Origin of the sequence: Prevotella sp. P5-64 (assembly GCF_002251285.1) — a bacterium.
Classification (GTDB): Bacteria; Bacteroidota; Bacteroidia; order Bacteroidales; family Bacteroidaceae; genus Prevotella.
Genome location: NZ_NPJK01000015.1, coordinates 1 through 19,910 on the forward strand (window position 1 = coordinate 1; position 19,910 = coordinate 19,910).

The following is a 19,910-nucleotide window of genomic DNA, read 5'->3' on the forward strand; positions in this document are numbered from 1 at the left end:
CCCGTCTTCAAGGTGCAGATACTCTCCAGCTCAGCCTTTGTCAAGGCGGGTGACAAGCACTTCAAGGGCCTTGCCCCAGTGGACTGCTATCAGGAGGGAGAATGGTACAAGTACACCTATGGCGCCTCGACCGACTACAACGAGATTTCCCGTCTGCGCAAGTCCATCCTCGACCGCTTCCCCGAAGCCTTTATCGTGGCTTTCAAGGGCGGACAGAAGATGAATGTGGGTCAGGCCATCCGCGAATTTAAGAGTAACAAGTAAAATCCTAATTAATACAACAACGGCAATGAGTTTTTTCACCAAAGAAGTAAGGATAGCATTAGCAGCCATCGTGAGCATCGTTCTGCTCTTTTTCGGCATGAATTTTCTGAAGGGCAAGAGCCTCTTCTCCAACGACAACGTATACTTTGCCAAGTTTGACAACATCAGCGGACTTACTGCCTCCAATCCCATCTTTGTCAACGGCTACAAGGTGGGTACAGTCAAGACCATCGATTTCGACTATGCCCATGGCGGCAGCGTCATCGTGGGCTTCGGCACCGACCGCCAGCTCGTCATCCCTGCCGGCACCACCGCCGAGATAGAGAGCGACATGATGGGCAACCTCAAGGTCAACCTCCTGCTCGGTCACGACGCGACCGCCACCGTTCAGCCCGGCGACACCATCACCGGCAGAGTCAACGGAGGCCTGATGGACACCGTGGCAGAGCTTGCCCCCACCATCGGACAGATGTTGCCCAAGCTCGACTCTATCATGGCGAGTCTCAATACGCTGCTCGCCGACCCCGCAGTGGCCAACTCGCTGCACAATGTCGAAGGCATCACCGCCAACCTCAACACCTCGACCCGCGAGCTCAACACCCTGCTGGGTACCCTTAACCGCAACGTGCCCGGCATGATGGCCAAGGCCAACGGAGTGCTCGACAATACCGAGCGACTCACCGGCAATCTGGCTGCAGTGGATGTGGCTGGCACCATGGCCAAGGTCGACCAGACCGTAGCCAATATGGAGCAGTTTACCGCCAAGCTCAACAGCAACGAGGGCACCCTCGGACTGCTGCTCAACGACCGCCAGCTCTATCTGAACCTCAACAAGACGCTCGTGAGCGCCGACACGCTGCTCAACAATCTGCGCGAGCATCCCAAGCGCTACGTCCACTTCTCGCTCTTCGGCAAGAAGGACAAGTAGAGCCCCGCTGCGCCTCGGGCACAGCCACCACAGACGACACCTTATTATATATAGGCAATTGGCAGACCGCTGCATGAGGTCTGCCAATTGCCTTTTTCTATGCCTCGATGGCGCGGGCTGTTCTGGCGATGACGCACAAGATGCTGCAAGGGGAGATAAAGTAGGATGCGTGGTTTGAATTGGTGGTTGCACGCCACGAACTGTCGGTTGCAAACCACGCATTACTCCTTTCACGCCTTGATTTTATCGCAGAGATGATGGCGGCGAGGCTTGATGAGGCTGCCGACGGTTCTGCGGAGAGTAGGGTAGTGGTGGGGCTATGCAGCTCTTACGTCGTGATTTCTATGGACTTTGTCGGGGCTGTCATCGTGCTTCTATCCCTGATTAAAGCCCTTGAGGGAGTGATTTCTATGAAAATATTTTGCCACGTCTGCGTCTTTTACTAACTTTGCACTCGGAATACAAGGCGTATTCTAAGGGGTGCTTGGGCTCTTGCCCAGGCTGAGATTATACCCACTGAACCTGAAACGGGTAATGCCGACGCAGGGAAGACGTCCCCTTGATGTGTTTTTATAAAACAGAATGAAAATGAAAAAGATTGTTTGCATGGTGGCCGTATGCTTGTGCACAGCCGGCGCCATTGCGCAGACTGCCGACTCTCTGAAGATGATCAATCTGCAGGAGGTGGTAGTCAAAGGTGTGCGCGCTCAGCAGAACGCACCCTTCGCAGTAGCTAACTTCAAGAAGTCAGAGCTCCAGAGCTTTGGCAAGACCGGCAGAGAGCTGCCCTTCCTCTTCGCCAACACTCCCGGCGTAGTGGCTTGGAGTGAGAACGGTACTGGCATCGGTACCAGCCACATCCGCATCCGTGGCGCTGCCGACAGCCGTATCAACGTGACTCTCGACGGTGTAGCCCTCAACTCTCCCGAGGACCAGTGTGTCTTCTGGGCCAACATGAACTCTTATGCCGCTCTCATGGGCTCGGCCCAGATCCAGCGCGGTATCGGTACCTCTACCAATGGCGACGGTGCCTTCGGTGGTACTATCTCGCTCGCCACTGCCGCTCCCAGTCTGAAGCCCCAGCTCGAGGTCAACGGCGGTTTCGGTACCTACAACAGCTACAATGTAGGCTTCAACTTCTCTTCGGGCCTGCTCTGGGACCACGTGGTCTTCAACGGCGCCTATCATGAGAGCAGCACCGACGGATTCCTGCATGGCACAGCCGGAAGGCAGGGTTCTTATCTGGGTGCCGTGACCTACTATGGCGACAAGTTTACCCTCAGCTACAAGAATGTGGGCAACTTTGAGAAGACCGGCCAGGCCTGGAGCGGTATTACCGGCGGTAACGACGACGCCACTCTCATAGCCGACGGCATGTATACCTACAAAGACCTCTACAAGAAGGGCTTGGGCCGTTACAACTCGCTCTACGAGGGGCTGGTCTTCGACGACGATAACTATACTTTCCCCAAGGATGCCAACGGCAACTACCAGACCTACCGCTACAAGCTCAACAACGGCAAGTACTGGGACAAGACCACCGACAACTTCTATCAGAACCACAACATCCTGTCGGCAGCCTTCCAGCCTTCAGCCCACTGGAGCCACAACGTAGCCCTGCACTATACCTATGGTTATGGCTACTATGCCGAGTTCCGTCCCAACAACAAGTTCAAGAAGTTTGGTCTCACCTACTATGACAACGAGGGCAACTTTGTGAAGCGCTCTGACTTTATCCGCAAGAAGGGCCTTACCCAGCACACCTATGGCCTGGTGTACAACGCCAACTACAAGGACGACAGCTGGGATGTGCTCGGCGGTGTCAACCTGCAGCAGTTCCGTGGCGGCCACTTCGGCTACCTCACCTATATTGCCAACGAGGGTGCCAACGCCCAGTTCCGTGCCAACGGCGACTACCAGTATTACGACTCGGATGCACGCAAGAACGACTATTCAGCCTTCGTCAAGGCTACGCTGCACCTCAATGAGGCTTGGGATATCTTTGGCGATGTGCAGTACCGCCACGTAGGCTACAAGACCGATGGCAAGAACGACAAGTTCTACGAGCAGGCTGACGGCACCTACAAGAACCAGATGCTCAACATCGACGAGCAGTACAACTTCGTGAACCCCAAGGCCGGTATCACCTTCCATCAGGACGGTCACAAGGCTTACTTCTCTGTAGCCTATGCCAGCCGTGAGCCCGAGCGCAACAACTTCACCGACAACGGCAGCTACGGCTCTCCCGATGCCGAGCATCTGCTCGACTTCGAGTTGGGTTACAGCTACTCTGCCAACGACTGGAACGCCGGCGTGAACTTCTACTATATGGACTACAAAGACCAGTTTGTGCAGACCGGTGCCCAGAGCGATATCGGTGAAAACCTCACCACCAACATCGACAAGAGCTACCGCATGGGTGTCGAGCTCACCGCCGACTACAGCCCTCTGTCATGGCTCACCGTGGCTGGTAACGCCGCCTTCTCTGCCAACCGTCTGAAGAACTTTGACCAGTACTACGAGAACTGGGATGACGAGACCAATCCAGGTAAGGTGCATTATGACAAATCGACATTGGCATTCTCGCCATCTACCATCCTTAACGGTTTCATCAACGTTCACCACAAGGCCTTCGAGGCTGTATGGCACACCAACTTCGTAAGCCGTCAGTATCTCGACAATACCGCCACCGCTCTGCGTTCGCTCCCCTGCTACTCGCAGACCAATGTCAACATGAACTACACCTTCAAGAAGGTGGCAGGTGTGAAGGAAGCCGTTCTGGGTCTGACCCTCTACAACATCTTCAACCGCCACTACGCTGCCGGCGGTTGGGTGTACAACGCCATCGGCTATGGCATGTACACCACCGACAAGCCCTACACCCAGCTGGGCTATATGCCTATGGCAGGCTTCACGATGATGGGTACGGTGACACTGCGCTTCTAACCGACGACAGCGATGGAGACATTCATCATCGACCATTGGCTTGACATCACGACCACCCTGCTGGGGTTGGCCTACATCCTGTTCGAGTACCGGGCTTCGGTATGGCTGTGGCCCGTGGGCTTTGTGATGCAGGCACTGGGCGTGGTGCTCTACTACGAAAAAGGACTCTATGCCGACTGCGGCATGGAGTTCTACTATATCTGCATGACGTGCTACGGTTTCTATACCTGGACGCGCGGTCATCGCGGCGAGGCGAAGCAGAAGTCCGACAAGCCCATCACCCACTTCGAGCGCCGGCTCATCCTGCCCTGGACTCTGCTCACGCTCACTATCTGGGGTGTCATCTACTATCTGCTGGCCTACCACACCGACTCTCGCGTGCCCGTGGCCGACAGCTTCACCACAGCGTTGAGCATTGTGGGCATCTGGGCCCTCGCGCGCAAGTATCTGGAGCAATGGCTCATCTGGATAGCGGTCGATGTGGTCACCTGTGGGCTCTACTTCTACAAGGACATACCCTTCAAGGCGAGCCTCTACGGTCTCTATGTCGTCATAGCCGTGGCAGGCTACTTCAGATGGAAGCGCGAGATGGCTAAAAGTGCATCATAGACATTGAAAAAGAAGCTGCGGCAAGGCCGTAGACTCACATAAATTTAGTAAATTTGTCTCATCAAATCAAACCAACGATTATGATGAGACAATTTTTTATCCCTTTGATTGCGCTCATGACCACAACGGCATCGCCGCAGACCGGCTCTGAGCGCGAGCCGGTGAGCTATATCGGCGGAGAGATATGCAATCCCCGCCTGCACGATGGCGGACTGGCCTATGCCATCGGCGCTGAGAATGTACAGGTGATGCGTGCCAACCGCACCCATCCCGACGAGGCCGACGGTTATGGCTGGACTTACAACCACGCAGCCAACATCACCTACTGGCACGGCAAGTTCTATCTGGAGTATCTCTCCAACCCTGTCGACGAACAGCAGCCGCCCGGCCAGACCCTGCTCGTCACCTCTGACGACGGCCGCCACTGGAGCAAGCCCTTTGTGGCTTTTCCCCCTTATCAGGCTCCCCAGGGCGTGACCATCCCCAAGCCTTACTATGGTTACATCATGCACCAGCGCATGGGTTTCTACACCGCTCCCAACGGCCGGCTGCTCGTGGTGGCATTCTACGGTCACAGCTACAACCCCTTCAAGGAGGGAGGTATAGGGCGCGTGGCGCGAGAAATCAAGGCCGACGGCACGATGGGTCCCATCTACTTCATCCGCTACTCGTCTCACGCCCAGTGGAATGAGACCAACACCGCCTATCCCTTCTACACCAAGAGCAAGGACAAGGGCTTCCGCGAGGCTTGCCAGGCGCTGCTCGGCGACAAGCTCAAGACGCTGCAGTGGATAGACGAAGACCGCGGACTCGACGGGTTCTACAATCTCAAGGACTCCATCAACCGCGTGCAGGCCACCTCTTACTACCACCGCAAGGACGGCAATACCGTGGCGCTGTGGAAATGGTCGTATGCCGCCCTCTCTCCCGACGACGGCAAGACCTGGAGCACTCCCGTGCGCATCCCGTCGCTCATCATGGCTGGCGGCAAGCAGTGGGGGCAGCGCACGCCCGACGGGCGTTATGCCATCTGCTACAACCCTATAGAGACCCAGCCCTATCGCTATCCGCTCATCGCCATCAGCAGCGACGACGGCATCACCTACGACTCGATGTGTGTGGTGCATGGCGAGGTGCCGCCCAGACGCTTTATGGGCGAGAACAAGGACTTCGGTCCCTGCTACGTGCGTGGCATCACCGAGGGCGAGGCTACTCCCCCGGGCAACGACATGTGGCTCGCCTACACGGTGAACAAAGAGGATGTGTGGGTGGCTCGTGTGCCCACTCCTATCCGTACCAAGTGGACGGGTCCGGTCAATGACAACTTTGACAACATCCAGCCCCACGGCACCGTGACCGACTGGAATATCTACCGTCCGCGCTGGGCTGATGTCTATGTCAACGACCGTCATCAGCTCTGTCTCACCGACTCAGACCGCTACGACTATGCCCGCGCCATTCGTGTGTTTGAGGCTAAGCCCAAGACCGATATCAGTCTCGATGTGCAGGTGGCTGCCGAGAACGATGATCCCTTTGAGGTCGATGTGACCGACCGCCACGGTGTGCGCATCGTCTGCGTTAGTCTGCATGGTGGCAAGGTGGTGGCCAATGGCGAGGCTGTGGGCAGCTATAAGCAGGGCGAATGGCTCAGCCTCAATATCCGCATCGTCGATGGTGGGGTAGAGGTGCAGGGTCATAAGTTGCTGGCCATGCACAGTGCCCAGCACCCCGAGCGACTGAGTCTGCGCACCGGCGAGTATCGCGACCTGCCCAACCGCAACACCCCCAACCAGGAGAAGTGTCCGCCGCTGCCCGGTTGTGATGAGCGCATAGCTCCGGCTATGTATATTATAGATAATGTACGCGTAGACTGACCGCGTAACAGATAGCACGCAACCCAAGATGACTGCCCCGCAGCGAGGCGTCATCTTGGGTTTTCTGTTGGTGGAAAGGACGGTGGCGGATGGCTGCTTTCCGGTGATGATTAGTGACGGAAAACTGCTGATCCTTGTTTCTGTTGTCGTCGTTTTCACTCCTGCCATCGTGAAGGTAGAATGCACCTCGGCAATAAAAACAAATAGATTTGTTTTGTTCATCTCTCGGTTTTCACTACCTTTGCACCCGATATGAAACAAAGTATATTTAATTCACAATCATCCCTGCGTTTCAAGCGGTTCTCAAACAAGGGCTATGCGCTCTTTGCTTGTCTGGGCCGCGTGGTACTGGTGGGAGTGCTGACGGTGCCTACCCTCAGCCACGCCAAGGCTGGAACGCTGACCACACATGTGGAGGCAGCTGCTGACACGCTGAGCCGCAAGGAGATGAAGCTCGACGAGGTGGTAGTGACCGGCTCTCGGGCTCCGCTGACCGCTTTGCAGTCGGCCAAGATCGTGAAGGTCATCACGGCCGACGATATTCATCGTGCGGCGGTAGAGACTGTCAACGATGTGTTGAAATTAGCCACGGGCGTGGATGTCCGTCAGCGCGGTGGCTTTGGTGTACAGACGGACATCTCAATCAACGGCGGTACGTTTGACCAGATTACCATTCTCCTGAATGGCGTCAACATTTCCAACCCACAGACGGGTCACAACGCCACCGATTTCCCTGTTTCTCTTTCTGACATTGAGCGCATCGAGGTTCTCGAGGGTGCCGCTGCACGTGTGTTTGGTACGTCTGCCTTCAGCGGTGCCATCAACATCGTGACGCGCCGCAACGAGGACAAGGGTCTCGACCTGAACCTCCAGGCCGGTTCGTTTGGCACCGTGGGTGGCGACGCCCGCGTGACGCTGGGCGGCAAGGTCAAGACGCATGTCAGCGCGGGCTATATGCGCTCCGACGGCGGTACGACCAACAGCGACTTCGACAAGGGTCATGTCTTTGTCGACGCCCGTATGAGTACGCGCCATGCCGACCTGGATTTCCAGCTCGGAGTGAGTCAGCAAGACTACGGAGCCAGCACTTTCTACTCGGCAAAGTACAATGACCAATGGGAGAAGACCACTCATCTGGTGACATCGTTGGGCGCGACAATTAAGAACGTATATCGCGACATGGAAATCAAGCCCACGGTGTATTACAACAAGTTCATCGACCACTACCAGCTTATCCACGGCAAGACCGGGGCTCAGGCCGGAGAGAACTATCACAACCTCGACGTGATGGGAGCTTCGGTCAACGCCCACATGAGTTGGCTCCTGGGCAAGACGGCTGTGGGTGCCGACCTGCGCCACGAACATATTCTGAGTACGGCTTATGGCGAACTGATGGCAGAGCGCGACTGGGAGAACATCCATGGCAGCGACCGCAAGTACGACCACAAGGGCAGCCGCACCAATGCCAGTTTCTTTGCCGAGCACAACGTCATCCTGGGTGGTTTTACCCTCTCTGCCGGCGTGTTGGCCAACCGCAATACCGGACTTGACAGCCGTATGCGCTTCTATCCCGGTATTGACCTGAGTTATCGTCCTTCAGACGCGTGGAAACTGTTTGCATCATGGAACAAGGCACTTCGTATGCCTACCTACACCGACCTCTACACCGCCAACAGTGTGCAGCAGGGCGACCGCACGCTCAGACCCGAGCGCAACGATACTTATAAGACCGGTTTGAGCTACCGTACACAGGGCGTAGAGGCCACCGCGAGTGCCTTCTACAGCCGTGGCAAGGACATGATAGACTGGGTGTATGCCACAGCCGAAAGCACCAAGTACAAGGCGATGAACATAGGCCGTCTGACCAATATGGGCTATAATGTAGAGGTGGCTCTCCATCCCACGGAGTGGGTAGCCTCGTCGCCTATCACGGCAGTCACTCTCGGCTATGCCCGCATCCACCAGCGCCATGCTACTGACGAGCCTATCTATCGCTCGCTCTACGCGCTGGAATATCTGCGCGACAAGTTTACAGCCTCGCTCTCTCACCGCATCTGGCGTGCCCTCTCTGCCCGTTGGGATATGCGCTGGCAGCACCGCATGAACGGCTATCATCCTTATGCCAAGGTCGATGCCAAACTGCTGTGGCGCCAGCCCCGTTATGAGCTCTACCTGAAGGCCGACAATCTGACCGCTCACCGCTACTATGACCTCGGCGGCGTGCGTCAGCCCGGACTGTGGCTCATGGCTGGTGCGAGCATCCATCTGTAACACAGGCTGCAGAGAGTCAGGCTGCGGAAAACCGCAGCTGACAGTAATCATCATCATAGTATTAACCCTTATCCGCAATGCCCATAACCCGGCGTTGCGGATAATTATTTTTATGGTGTAGGTCATCTCCGCTGCGGCGTAGGTCATCTCGGGAGCGGTAAAGGTCATCTCCCGCTCGGTGAAGATACCCTCCAGCTATGTGGAGGTGGTCAGGGTGGTGGCGATGATGGTGGCGGTGGTGCTGCGGGTGGTAGAAACAAGAAGAGGAAGCACCTGCTGTCTCGGGTGCTTCCTCTTCGTCGATATGGATGGGGTGAATAGATGTCTGTTGTGGGTCATCGTCGCCACGGGAGGGCGATGCGGGCTATTTCTTCAACTTGAACGAGTTCTCGATGCTTATCACCTCGTCTTCGAAGGCCTTGTCGACCTTGATGCGCTTCTCTATCTGCGAGCAGCTGTGGATGACGGTGGAGTGGTCGCGGCCTCCGATGAGCTTGCCTATACGGGCGGCGGGCATCTTGGTATACTTGGCGGTGAAGAACATGGTGAGCTGTCTCGGCACCACGTAGTCGCGCTTGCGGCTCTTGCTGTAGATGGCGCTCTGGGTCACTCCGAAGTGGTTGCAGACCTTCTCGAGGATGTCGTCGACGGTGAGCGGACTGTTGTCTGTCTTGATAGCCCGTTGTATGATGCGCTCGACGAGCCGCATGTTGATGGGGCACGAGTAGACCACGCTGTAGGCGAGCAGCGAGTTGATGACGCCTTCGAGGTCGCGCACGCTGCCGTTGGCTGTCTGGGCGATATAGGTGATAACGTCATCGGGGATGCTCAGCGCATCACGTCTGATTTTCGACTTGAGGATGTCCACGCACAGCTCTTCATTGGGCTTCTCCAGTTCGGCTATCAGGCCGCACGAGAATCGGGAGAGCAGACGCTCGTTCATATCCTTGAGTTCTACCGGAGAGCGGTCGCTGGCAAGGATGATGCGTCGTCCGTTCATGAAGAGGTGGTTGAAGATGTGGAAGAAGGTGTTCTGGGTGCCAGGCTTGCCCTCCCACTCCTGTACGTCGTCGACGATGAGCACATCGATGGTCTGGTAAAAGAGGATGAAGTCGTTGATGGTCTTGCGCATCACGGCATTGGTGTACTGTACCTCAAAGAGTCGCGCGCTCACATAGAGCACTCGCTTCTCGGGGTATTTGTTGCACACGTGTACGCCGATGGCATTGATGAGGTGGGTCTTTCCACAGCCCGGGGGACCGTAGATAAACATGGGGTTGAACTTGCTGTTGTTGGGGTGCTCGGCTATCGACTGTCCTACCGACCGGGGCAGCTTGTTGCTGGCTCCCTCGATGTAGTTGTCGAACGTCTGCCGCGGGTTGAGCCTTGGGTCGAGTCGCTGAGGCCCCTGCGCTTCGCCGCGCTGAGGCTGCACCATGCGCTGGCGTTGGGGCTGGCGGGCTGGGGCAGCCTGCATCTCCGACTGCATCATCGGCGGTTCGCCTATCTCATTGTCCTGCGACTTTGCCACAAAGTATTGCAACTGCGTATGCTCACCAAAGACCTGGCGCAGCACATGGCGGAAAAGTTCTACATAATTGCCTTCGAGATACTCACAGACATAGCGACTTGCCACTTGGATAGTAACCGTCCGTTCTGCCTCCTTGTAATGGAGGAAGACCAACGGTTTGAACCACGTAGCATATTGCTGGGGGGTTACACTGTCGCTTATCAGCGCAAGAACCTCTTCCCAACGGGCGTCAGGAGTCACTTTCATCTGCGGAATAATCTTGTAGTCTCTCTAAGTTTAGCAATTATCTTTTATTCATCATCACGCTATTAGATTCACGGCAAGTAGATGATTTATCATTGTATGCTCGCTTGCTAATTGCAGTTCTGCAAATTTCGGAAAAAAAAACGAGATATGCAAATTTATCTTTTCTTACTTGTTTTTGTGATTTCTGCAACCATCAGATTATCAGCTATTTTCGCTGAGATGACGGTGGTTGTTGCCGGGGTGGCTATTGTGGTTGCGTAAATGGTTGATATTTAGCGCGTTTTCCGCTCTGGCGCCGTGAGCTTGGCTCCTGTAGTGAAACATCGTGCCTCCAGCGCCCCAAAGCCCATAAAGGCAAGCGCATCGGGGGCTGCCCAAGGGGCGTGAAACATACCCGCTGTTAATTTATACGAAATCTATATAAATAATGAATATCACTTTGGCGCGATTTTGATGCTTTGGCGCTCTGAGAGCCATAGTCTCTACCGTAAAACGGTCATTAGGCCGTTAGGTGTGATATTTTAATAACTGCTCGCATTGTTTTGTTTTTTTAATTCGCAATAGCTCGCTATTCCTGCTGTGGGTAACGCCTTCGGCTAATCGCAACACTTACAGCGTTGCAATAATAGTGGGGTATCTTACCCAGGGTAGCGTGCTTTCGCCCGCAACCCTGGGCTATGTAATCGCAACTCCTACAGAGTTGCCAAGGGTGCGTACCATCTACGATAGGCTACCCCATCATTGTATGCGCACAACACACCACGGGCAAACACCATTCCTCCATTGTGTGCGTACCATCAACGATGGACTCATATAATATCATTGGGTGCGTGCCGGCATCGATGGATTTCCCGTTTATTGACGTTGTGGGCGTTTCATCTACGATGGATTTGCTGTATGTTACCGTTGTGTGCGTGCCATCCACGTTGGATTTGCTGTATGTTACTGTCGGGTGCGTGCCGGCTTACTATCGCAAGCTATAATTCACACACAACCTTTAACTTATCCATTATTCAGTCATATTTTTTTTGTTTGCAGGAGGGACGTTGGCATAATAACAACGCAAGAAGCGATATACATCTTTTCACCAACATAAATTGTCTTTTATCCCAATATAAGTAGTGTATTCCTTTTTACGTGTCTTATGATAGTATGAATGACCTCACTTAGAAAATGGGGGAGCTATTTGAGTACTATAAATTTGAAAAATTAAATTCTGTCATATTCCATACCCCATTAATACGCTTAAAATAACTCTTAAAGAAGCAACCAGTATATGGAATATATATATATTCTTCCATGGTCGAGTCTTTTAGTGTTGTATATCGTTTCTTAAAATTCTGGGAATAACAACAAGAGTCCGCCAGACTTAAATATAGATCGAAATCAGTTTTTTCATCCCAAACAAAGGTCTGTATCATCGAGTCAGCATATTCATCTCCGTTTGCCAAATATTCCATATACAAGTCACCATTGATACCTTCAACTTTGGCTTGAAGGCGTTTCTTTTGAAATTCTTTATCCTTATGAAATTTCTCTATAAATACGGAGAAATCCTCAAGAGGAATATTTTTCTTTATTTTCAACGTTTCTGTTTTACAATCTGCATTTTCTTCTTGAAATCGTTTTTGATTGTCAGAGCATGAATAAGTGCAGATGATGCAGATAGCATAATGGCATAAGATGAAACTCGCCCAGAATTTATTTTTTGTAATCATCATAATTAATATTTGTGTTAAAAGTAGGGATGAGAAGCTCTCCTTTGTCTCTTGGACAGGCAGGAGCAACAACTATAACTTCTGGAAGCGTTACTATTTTTTCTTCTTGCTTATCTAAGTAGTCCCTGATGTAATAGTGGCATGTGGGGACTGAGTCCCTGAAGGACACATATCCCCCATCGAAGGGCAGACGGCTGAGCACGCCGTCCTCATAGACCCTGTTGCCGGCGTACTCGCGCCATGTGTGCACCAGCAGGCTGCTGTCGCAGGCTATGCCGAACTCACCGTCGGGCACGGCCGGGGCGTAAGGGTTCAGGTAGTAGTCGGCCCTCAGCTTCAACCCGTCGGCCGAGTAGGTGTAGTCTATGTGGCTGCCGTCGTCGTATGTACGCATAGTTGACATAGGCGTTTATGTTAAATGTCTGTTATTCATATACACTTGTTGAAAGGCCTTCTCTTTTTTCATTCTTGAGCCATTCATAATACTCGTTTTCTATCTTTTCATCATGGAGATTTTTAATCATGTGATGGTTTAATGTTCTTATGAGCAACTTGAAATTCTCACTTAATTTAATTAGATGGTCTCCTATATGAAGTGGACGATTCGCATATACACCTTCGGATTCGATTGAAGTAGTAACTCTTCCTTTCTTCTTATAGTATCTATCTATCCAAATAGGAGGTAATTCACTAAAAAATCCACCTTCTTTCTTTTTCTTAAGTACATATTTTCTTGCTGTGTTTGAGATAAAAAATGAATCTATAGATAGTATGATATATTTTTCTATAATCGGTCGCACTTTGAATGGCATTGTATATTCGTCATCGTCATCGCTACATTCTGGCGATATGGCTCTTATCTTCATACAATATTTTGTAGGGGTTATCTTGATTTTGACAGAAGGGAACCTGAAATCATAAAAGAAAGTGCAATATACTATTACAGAGTCGAGTCCCCTCACCTTCAACCTGCTGCTCATATACTGCTCATAAGTTTGTGCATGGCATGGTACAAATGCAAACATAAATAAATATAATAACAAAACTCTCATTGTTTACGATCTTTATAATTATAATATTGCTTTTTTACAAAGTTTTGGTATTTTGAACTGTAGTTTTTGTTTTCTTTCAAGTCTGTTAATTCTTGATTTCTGGCGGTGTAAACTTTATAGCTTTATGCGTGTCACAAAAAAATATGGTGTCTGGCCGTGTCAGAACCAATAATTTCCCATTGCTCCTTCCTATATAAATAGCACGATATAAAAAGTTTGGAATTTCGCCCACAATAGGAGTTCCATGCATAGAATCAATGAGAGTATCGCGAGAATGTGTGGCGAGGTAGTCTAATAGCTCATCTGTGTACATTCTCTTTCCACCATTAAGTGAGTCTATCAAATAAACGACTCTGTGGTTAATAATGATGGTATCTTTCTTTCTACCATATATCAGAGGATAATAAGCAGGGCCTACCAATATCCCTTTTTCTATGTTTCTTGTCATGCAGGGTGTATTAAACCACTTGGCAACAATATATGAATCATATTTTTTGTAACGATTCATATAGTCACCTATTATTTTTACGCAAGCCTACATCTGTTTTGACAGATAGTAGTGAAATACTATCTCCCAGTTTACACTTCTCTTTTTGTATATGTGATACCTTCGCCATTACTATACAAGACCCTAATATGATTATCGTCCCTGCAAAAAGGTATTTCTGTAGTGTTTTGCCCATAAAGCCAAATTTATTTTGCCGTTAAACAAGTTTTTATTTAATATTTTAATATCTATATCCGCATAGTATGGTGATATGCCGTAGTACTTCTCGCACATCGGGTCCATGGTGTTCCACCTCCCCGTGATGGGGTCGTAGTGGCGGGCACCGTGGTCGTACCAGTCATGGCCGTGGGCGCGGTCGAGCTCTTTGCCGATGTATTTGTAGGGTTGGGTGGCGTGGCTGCTCTCTCTGCTTCCAGCAATGGCGAAAGCAGGGAGGCTCAGAGTGGTCATGAGCCCCAACAGCATTATGACAATCTGGCGGCGCATGGTCAGGGGTTAAGATGTTTACATTGCAAATATAATAATAATGTACACACGTGCCAAGGAAATCGGGGGAAAAGTGATGGCTCGGGGCGAAAATAATATGCTGAAGCCTGCCGCGTCCCGATGTGGTCAAGTATATGGTCATCTTAGTGTACGGATATAGCAAAAAGAGGCAGACACCGTAGCTTGACGGTGCCTGCCTCTGATATCATTGACCAGCCCGAGGCTTAGTCTTTCTTGCAGTTACAGGGAGTCCAGGGCTTGAGCTGCTTGAAGAAGTCATTGCCCTTGTCGTCGACGAGGATGAAAGCGGGGAAGTCTTCGACCACAATCTTCCAGATGGCCTCCATACCCAGTTCGGGATACTCTACACACTCGATGCTCTTGATGCTGCTCTGTGAGAGTACTGCTGCCACGCCACCGATGGTGCCGAGGTAGAAACCGCCATGCTTCTCGCACGCATCGGTAACCATCTGGCTGCGGTTGCCCTTGGCTATCATCACCAGACTTGCTCCATGAGACTGGAATTCATCTACATAGGGGTCCATACGGTTGGCTGTGGTGGGGCCCATTGAGCCACAGGGATAGCCAGCCGGTGTCTTGGCGGGTCCGGCATAGAGTATGGGGTGATCCTTGAAGTACTGTGGCATCTCCTCGCCGGCGTCGAGACGCGCCTTGAGCTTGGCGTGAGCGATGTCGCGGGCTACGATGATGGTTCCCTTGAGGTTGACGCGGGTAGAGACGGGATACTTGGTGAGCTCGGCACGCACGGCATCGATGCCCTTGTCCAGGTCTATCTCAATGCCCTTGGCGCCTTCACCGGGACGGCGATATTCCTCGGGGATGAGGTCAGAGGGGTTGGTGTCCATCTTCTCGAGCCAGATACCGTCACGGTTGATCTTGGCCTTGATGTTGCGGTCTGCCGAGCAGCTTACGCCCATACCGATGGGGCAGCTTGCGCCGTGGCGGGGCAGACGTATCACGCGGATGTCGTGGGCCAGAGCCTTGCCGCCGAACTGTGCGCCGAGTCCAATCTTGTGGGCCTCGTCGAGGAGTTTCTGCTCGAGGTCGATGTCGCGGAAAGCGCGGCCGGTCTCGTCGCCTGTGGTAGGCAGCGCGTCATAATACTTGATGCTGGCGAGCTTGACGGTGAGCAGGTTCTTCTCTGCCGAGGTACCGCCGATGACAAAGGCGATGTGGTAGGGAGGACATGCGGCTGTGCCCAGACTCTTCATCTTCTCTACGAGGAAGGGCAGGAGAGTGCCCTCGTTCTGTATGGTAGCCTTGGTCATGGGGTAGAAGTAGGTCTTATTGGCCGAGCCACCACCCTTGGCCACCATCACGAAGCGGTATTCCTCGCCCTCGACAGCCTCGATGTCTATCTGGGCAGGGAGGTTGCAGCGTGTGTTGACCTCGTCATACATGTTGAGCGGGGCGTTCTGCGAGTAGCGCAGATTGTCCTCGGTGAAGGTGTTGTAGACACCGCGGCTCAGCGCCTCTTCGTCCTCAAAGCCAGTCCATACCTGCTGACCCTTCTCGCCGTGGATGATGGCGGTGCCGGTATCCTGGCAGAAGGGCAGGATGCCCTTGACAGCAGTCTCGGCATTGCGCAGAAACTGCAGCGCTACATACTTGTCGTTCTCCGACGACTCGGGGTCGCGCAGGATGGCAGCCACCTGCTCGTTGTGCTCACGGCGGAGGGTGAACTCTACGTCGTGGAAAGCCTGCTGAGCCAACAGCGTGAGCGCTTCCTTGCTTACTTTCAGTATTTCTTTGCCTTCAAATTCGCCGGTGCTTACACCCTCAGTGCTGAGCAGGCGATACTCCGTTGTGTCCGGGCCAAGCTGGAACATGGGAGCATACTTAAAATCTGGAGTTGCCATGTTGTTTTGTTTATAATGTGTTATTGTCGTTGTCGTTGTAAGTCAGCGCCCGGCAGAGATGACCGCTGTCGCTGTGGGAGTCATACCTGTTGGGCATGACAAAGTTAGCAATAATTTCTGACACAATGCCACTTTACCGGATATTTCTTGCATAATCGTCGAAGAAATGCTCTGCCGCATTACCCCAAACGGTCATTAGGCCGTCAGGTGTGTTGCGCTTAGCCGAAGGCGTTACCTGCAGCAGGACATAATATAGGATGATATAAACACAAAAAGCCATGGCGGCTGTTGTCGGCTTCGCCTTTTTGGTGATGGTGGCGACGCCAGTCGGAAAACGAATTTTCCTCCTTGTCATCACCACCATCCCCAACGCCATGCGCTGCATGGCGACAACAGCCGGCATGGTAAAAAAAAGCGGCCGTTAGCCGTTCAAAAAGTCCGCCGTTGGCGGTAAAAAACAACTGCTTGTAGTGGCTCATCGAAGAGAGCAATGAAGAAGAGGTGTTATATATCGACAAGAAATAAGCCAATCACTTTTTGTATCTTCTTATGCGAGTATAAAGAGAATATCGAAGCGCATGTTACTCATTTCTTATTGGCAGAGTGGGCGCGTGATTATCGAAAAATGCATCAGAGGTGGGAAAAAAGTCAACATTTATTTGCAGGTGTCTCTGCTAATTAGTACTTTTGCCGTTATACAGAACTATACCTACAGTCATATGAATGCAAAACGACTATTACTCCTGACGGCTGTATGCCTGACCATCGGAGTCACAGAGGCGCCTGCCCAGGGTTTTCTCAACAAGCTAAAGAAGAAGGGAATGAAAATCATCAAAGATGCCGTTCCTAATCCCGTGAAAGACGTGACCGACGCTGCTTCAAATCCAGAACGCGTAGTAAACAGAGCCAAGAACCGTGTGACCGGCGGCCATGCCTCGCAGAGTGGCGACAGCCGACGCTCTCGAACCCAGGCGACCAATCGTGCCGCCACTGGCCAGCGACGCGAGGTAAAACCTGCTAAAAAGGAAATCACCATCAAACTCTACCGAGGTCTGGGACCATCGACGTGGGAGGGACGCAAGACCTTGCATACCCCCAAGCCACCTATGCAGTGTCCCAAGCAGCCCGACTGGTTTACTTCACTCCCTTTCCCATATGAAATGGACAATGCCACCCTCGCCGAAGAGTGTGCGATGATAAACAATTGGGTCCAGGATGGCAAACCATCGTGCGAGCCGGTGCTCGTGCGTCGTGAGCAGATTAACGATGAAATGTCCGGCCGTTATCATGCTCTCGACAAAGCAGTCGAATATCTGCTCAGCGACCTCGAGAACGAAGACGGCTACTACGAAGCGGCAGAGCCGCTGGAGGACGAATTCTTCAAGCACGCCATGCAGTCAGACCTGGCGCCCTTGTACCCAGGGCTGGATGAAAAGACCGTAGAGTATTTCAAAAGCATAGACCGCAAGACCAAGGAGGTTACAGTGCGTGTGTATGAGGGCAACTCGGCGTATGATAACAAGATGCATATCGGCGAGATGTGGTTCAATCTGCACTTCGGTGACCGCACTGCAACCCTCGAGAGGCTGGACAATGACGAGTCGGTAGGCAAGGACTATATCGTGCCTTCCACTGTGCGCTATGCAGGTTGCGTCTTCCGCGTGACGGAAATCGGCGCAAGCGCCTTCCAAGGCATGAAGATACGGTCGGTGACACTCTCGCCAGGGTTGAAGTCCATTGGCACCCACGCGTTCTACGAGACCCGCATCTCCGAAATCAATATACCGCCGACGGTGACCAAGATCGACTCGCACGCCTTCGGAGCAAATCCCGCACTCAAGCGCATCGTCCTGCCCAACAGCGTGAAGACCATAGGACGTGGCGTCTTCTCGGGTTGTACCGGGCTCACCGAAGCCGTATTGCCCAACCGCGTGGAAACAATGGAGAATACGGTGTTCTGGGGTTGCAAGTCGCTCACCAGCGTGACCCTGCCCCAAAACCTCACCGAGCTGGAGGAAGCAACCTTTAGAGACTGCACCTCGCTTACCCATGTCGACTTGCCCCAGTCGGTAGCTGTCATCAAGGAAAACGCATTCTGCAACACTGCCATGACCTCTCTGCCCTTGACCGAGAGCCTCAAGGAGATACGGAGTGGCGCTTTTGAGGACTGCAACAGACTCACTTCGGTCTCGCTGCCCAGCCGCGTGGCGTTAGACATGTGGGCGTTCAAGAACTGCAAATCTCTGCGCAAGGCAGCCATCGGCGTGCAGTACAAGGACATACCCGACGACGTCTATATGATGTTCATTGGCTGTCCGTTTGCCCAGAAACCACTGACCAAGATGCCCGCCTGCGTGACATTCAACGAGTAGAGCCCCTCTCTCTACACAGATATATCGGCCGTCATGGCCCTAACGACAAGAGCAGCCCATCGGGGCTGCTCTTATTGTTAGGTTCCTATAGACCGCATGCTGCTGGCGCTCTCAGCTCATCAGCTCGACGACTGAGGGGGTAAGCAGGGCGGTCAGTATGCCGTTGAGCGTGAGTCCGAGGCTGGCGTAGGCTCCCACAAACTCGTCGCGCTCCATCGCCACTGATGTGCCCACGGCATGCGATGCCGCTCCGAGCGACAGGCCCTTGGCCATAGGGTTGTGTATATGGCCCACCGCCATGAGCTTGAAGCCCACCACGCCGCCTATGAGTCCGGTTATCACGACGATGGCTGCCGTGAGCGACGGTATGCCGCCCAGTGTCTGCGTTACCTCCATCGCTATGGGCGTGGTCACCGACTTGCTGGCGAGCGACGCCACCACCTCGCGCGAGGCGCCGAGCATGCGCGCTGTCGCCACCACGCTGATGATGCCCACGATGCACCCCATCATCTGTGAAGCCAGTATCGGCAATATCTGCTTCTTGATCTGCGACAGCTGCAGATAGAGCGGCACTCCCAGAGCTACCACCGCAGGCTTCAGCCAGAACTCTATCATCTGTCCGCTTTTGTGGTAGGTGTCGTAGGGTATGTCGCAAGCTGTGAGAAACGCTATCATCAGCCCTATCGCTATCAGTATAGGGTTGAGCAGGATGGACCCCGTGCGGCGCTGCAGCATCTTGGCACCCTGGTAGATGCCGAAGGTGAGCGCCAGGAGGAAGTACTCGTTGGTCAGGATTTGGTCAATCATGCTTGCTCCTTTCTTCCATCTTGTCCTTGATTTTGTTCGTAATCTTCTTCTCGCCCTTTGCCACCACCTGGTGGGTGTGGCCCGTGACCAGCAGCACCAGGGCGGTGCTTACCAGTGTGGCGCCGACGATGGGCAGGAGCTCTGCCCTAATCAGGTCGAAGTGCAGCATCAGCGCAACGCCTGGCGGCACGAAGAAGAAGCCCAGATTGGCTATCAGGAAGTCGGTAAGACCTCTTACCCATTCCAGTTTTATCACTTTTACCTTCAGCAGCAGCGTGAGCAGCAGCATACCTATGATGCTTGAAGGCAGTTTCACTCCGGTGAGCATCGTTATCAGCTCGCCCGCAGCCATACATCCGAAGAGGATGAAGCATTGTCTGACCATAATTTACACGATGAAGGGTTATCCTATTAACAC

General features: G+C 52.9%; 17 protein-coding genes, 1 pseudogene and 1 riboswitch. Of the genes and pseudogenes, 7 read left to right on the top strand and 11 right to left on the bottom strand.

Features of this window, described 5'->3' with window-relative positions:
• From CIK87_RS14250 to CIK87_RS03325, 6 genes and pseudogenes are all read left to right on the top strand, one after another.
• Positions 1 to 264, top strand: a pseudogene (locus CIK87_RS14250) (N-acetylmuramoyl-L-alanine amidase); the annotation flags it as partial.
• A 25-nt stretch (positions 265 to 289) separates the two neighbouring features.
• The gene (locus CIK87_RS03300; protein WP_022309779.1) at positions 290 to 1,192 is read left to right on the top strand and encodes an MlaD family protein; all 903 of its coding nucleotides are present in this window, start codon (positions 290 to 292) and stop codon (positions 1,190 to 1,192) included.
• A gap of 466 nt (positions 1,193 to 1,658) precedes the next feature.
• Positions 1,659 to 1,757, top strand: a riboswitch (TPP riboswitch).
• A 23-nt stretch (positions 1,758 to 1,780) separates the two neighbouring features.
• A complete protein-coding gene (locus CIK87_RS03310; protein ID WP_094385485.1) occupies positions 1,781 to 4,138 on the top strand; it encodes a TonB-dependent receptor in 2,358 nt (785 codons plus the stop codon).
• A gap of 12 nt (positions 4,139 to 4,150) precedes the next feature.
• On the top strand, positions 4,151 to 4,747 hold the full coding sequence (gene pnuC / locus CIK87_RS03315) for a nicotinamide riboside transporter PnuC (RefSeq protein WP_094385439.1): 597 nt from the start codon (positions 4,151 to 4,153) through the stop codon (positions 4,745 to 4,747).
• 80 nt (positions 4,748 to 4,827) lie between these two features.
• The gene (locus CIK87_RS03320; protein WP_094385441.1) at positions 4,828 to 6,621 is read left to right on the top strand and encodes an exo-alpha-sialidase; all 1,794 of its coding nucleotides are present in this window, start codon (positions 4,828 to 4,830) and stop codon (positions 6,619 to 6,621) included.
• 252 nt (positions 6,622 to 6,873) lie between these two features.
• Positions 6,874 to 8,892, top strand: coding sequence for a TonB-dependent receptor (locus tag CIK87_RS03325; protein ID WP_094385443.1), 2,019 nt, complete (start codon positions 6,874 to 6,876; stop codon positions 8,890 to 8,892).
• 195 nt (positions 8,893 to 9,087) lie between these two features.
• Here CIK87_RS03325 and CIK87_RS14255 read toward each other — a convergent pair whose 3' ends face one another.
• From CIK87_RS14255 to CIK87_RS03365, 9 genes are all read right to left on the bottom strand, one after another.
• Positions 9,088 to 9,231, bottom strand: coding sequence for a hypothetical protein (locus CIK87_RS14255; RefSeq protein WP_158214756.1), 144 nt, complete (start codon positions 9,229 to 9,231; stop codon positions 9,088 to 9,090).
• A gap of 25 nt (positions 9,232 to 9,256) precedes the next feature.
• Positions 9,257 to 10,669: a chromosomal replication initiator protein DnaA gene (dnaA, locus tag CIK87_RS03330; RefSeq protein WP_094385445.1), complete on the bottom strand. Its 1,413-nt coding sequence runs from the start codon at positions 10,667 to 10,669 to the stop codon at positions 9,257 to 9,259.
• A 1,193-nt stretch (positions 10,670 to 11,862) separates the two neighbouring features.
• The gene (locus CIK87_RS03335; protein ID WP_144008087.1) at positions 11,863 to 12,390 is read right to left on the bottom strand and encodes a hypothetical protein; all 528 of its coding nucleotides are present in this window, start codon (positions 12,388 to 12,390) and stop codon (positions 11,863 to 11,865) included.
• The gene (locus CIK87_RS03340) at positions 12,371 to 12,781 is read right to left on the bottom strand and encodes a hypothetical protein (RefSeq protein WP_094385449.1); all 411 of its coding nucleotides are present in this window, start codon (positions 12,779 to 12,781) and stop codon (positions 12,371 to 12,373) included. Before CIK87_RS03340 ends, CIK87_RS03335 begins: the two co-directional genes overlap by 20 nt.
• A 31-nt stretch (positions 12,782 to 12,812) precedes the next feature.
• On the bottom strand, positions 12,813 to 13,412 hold the full coding sequence (locus CIK87_RS03345) for a hypothetical protein (protein ID WP_094385451.1): 600 nt from the start codon (positions 13,410 to 13,412) through the stop codon (positions 12,813 to 12,815).
• Between the two features lie 112 nt (positions 13,413 to 13,524).
• On the bottom strand, positions 13,525 to 13,947 hold the full coding sequence (locus CIK87_RS03350; protein ID WP_144008088.1) for a hypothetical protein: 423 nt from the start codon (positions 13,945 to 13,947) through the stop codon (positions 13,525 to 13,527).
• Between the two features lie 132 nt (positions 13,948 to 14,079).
• Positions 14,080 to 14,397 (bottom strand): RHS repeat-associated core domain-containing protein, encoded by a 318-nt coding sequence (locus CIK87_RS03355; protein WP_254046500.1) that lies wholly within the window; start codon positions 14,395 to 14,397, stop codon positions 14,080 to 14,082.
• A gap of 260 nt (positions 14,398 to 14,657) precedes the next feature.
• Positions 14,658 to 16,313 carry a fumarate hydratase gene (locus tag CIK87_RS03360; RefSeq protein ID WP_094385457.1) on the bottom strand — a complete coding sequence of 552 codons (1,656 nt, stop codon included), beginning with the start codon at positions 16,311 to 16,313 and terminating at the stop codon, positions 14,658 to 14,660.
• Between the two features lie 133 nt (positions 16,314 to 16,446).
• The gene (locus CIK87_RS03365) at positions 16,447 to 16,716 is read right to left on the bottom strand and encodes a hypothetical protein (RefSeq protein ID WP_094385459.1); all 270 of its coding nucleotides are present in this window, start codon (positions 16,714 to 16,716) and stop codon (positions 16,447 to 16,449) included.
• 316 nt (positions 16,717 to 17,032) lie between these two features.
• On the opposite strand from CIK87_RS03365, the gene CIK87_RS03370 reads away from it, so the two are divergent.
• The gene (locus CIK87_RS03370) at positions 17,033 to 18,685 is read left to right on the top strand and encodes a leucine-rich repeat domain-containing protein (protein WP_158216191.1); all 1,653 of its coding nucleotides are present in this window, start codon (positions 17,033 to 17,035) and stop codon (positions 18,683 to 18,685) included.
• A 111-nt stretch (positions 18,686 to 18,796) separates the two neighbouring features.
• Here CIK87_RS03370 and CIK87_RS03375 read toward each other — a convergent pair whose 3' ends face one another.
• Together CIK87_RS03375 and CIK87_RS03380 are read right to left on the bottom strand one after the other, a co-directional pair.
• Entirely contained in the window at positions 18,797 to 19,492 is a 696-nt protein-coding gene (locus tag CIK87_RS03375; protein WP_022309995.1) for an LrgB family protein, read from the bottom strand.
• The gene (locus CIK87_RS03380) at positions 19,485 to 19,877 is read right to left on the bottom strand and encodes a CidA/LrgA family protein (protein ID WP_094385463.1); all 393 of its coding nucleotides are present in this window, start codon (positions 19,875 to 19,877) and stop codon (positions 19,485 to 19,487) included. Before CIK87_RS03380 ends, CIK87_RS03375 begins: the two co-directional genes overlap by 8 nt.
• Positions 19,878 to 19,910: the final 33 nt, after the last annotated feature.

What these genes read in the sequence shown, in the direction of transcription:
- CIK87_RS03300 (WP_022309779.1), top strand. Translation starts at nt 290, where the DNA reads ATGAGTTTTTTCACCAAAGAAGTAAGGATAGCATTAGCAGCCATCGTG.
- CIK87_RS03310 (WP_094385485.1), top strand. Translation starts at nt 1,781, where the DNA reads ATGAAAAAGATTGTTTGCATGGTGGCCGTATGCTTGTGCACAGCCGGC.
- pnuC (WP_094385439.1), top strand. Translation starts at nt 4,151, where the DNA reads ATGGAGACATTCATCATCGACCATTGGCTTGACATCACGACCACCCTG.
- CIK87_RS03320 (WP_094385441.1), top strand. Translation starts at nt 4,828, where the DNA reads ATGATGAGACAATTTTTTATCCCTTTGATTGCGCTCATGACCACAACG.
- CIK87_RS03325 (WP_094385443.1), top strand. Translation starts at nt 6,874, where the DNA reads ATGAAACAAAGTATATTTAATTCACAATCATCCCTGCGTTTCAAGCGG.
- CIK87_RS14255 (WP_158214756.1), bottom strand. Translation starts at nt 9,231, where the DNA reads ATGACCCACAACAGACATCTATTCACCCCATCCATATCGACGAAGAGG.
- dnaA (WP_094385445.1), bottom strand. Translation starts at nt 10,669, where the DNA reads ATGAAAGTGACTCCTGACGCCCGTTGGGAAGAGGTTCTTGCGCTGATA.
- CIK87_RS03335 (WP_144008087.1), bottom strand. Translation starts at nt 12,390, where the DNA reads ATGATGATTACAAAAAATAAATTCTGGGCGAGTTTCATCTTATGCCAT.
- CIK87_RS03340 (WP_094385449.1), bottom strand. Translation starts at nt 12,781, where the DNA reads ATGCGTACATACGACGACGGCAGCCACATAGACTACACCTACTCGGCC.
- CIK87_RS03345 (WP_094385451.1), bottom strand. Translation starts at nt 13,412, where the DNA reads ATGTTTGCATTTGTACCATGCCATGCACAAACTTATGAGCAGTATATG.
- CIK87_RS03350 (WP_144008088.1), bottom strand. Translation starts at nt 13,947, where the DNA reads ATGAATCGTTACAAAAAATATGATTCATATATTGTTGCCAAGTGGTTT.
- CIK87_RS03355 (WP_254046500.1), bottom strand. Translation starts at nt 14,397, where the DNA reads ATGACCACTCTGAGCCTCCCTGCTTTCGCCATTGCTGGAAGCAGAGAG.
- CIK87_RS03360 (WP_094385457.1), bottom strand. Translation starts at nt 16,313, where the DNA reads ATGGCAACTCCAGATTTTAAGTATGCTCCCATGTTCCAGCTTGGCCCG.
- CIK87_RS03365 (WP_094385459.1), bottom strand. Translation starts at nt 16,716, where the DNA reads ATGCCGGCTGTTGTCGCCATGCAGCGCATGGCGTTGGGGATGGTGGTG.
- CIK87_RS03370 (WP_158216191.1), top strand. Translation starts at nt 17,033, where the DNA reads ATGAATGCAAAACGACTATTACTCCTGACGGCTGTATGCCTGACCATC.
- CIK87_RS03375 (WP_022309995.1), bottom strand. Translation starts at nt 19,492, where the DNA reads ATGATTGACCAAATCCTGACCAACGAGTACTTCCTCCTGGCGCTCACC.
- CIK87_RS03380 (WP_094385463.1), bottom strand. Translation starts at nt 19,877, where the DNA reads ATGGTCAGACAATGCTTCATCCTCTTCGGATGTATGGCTGCGGGCGAG.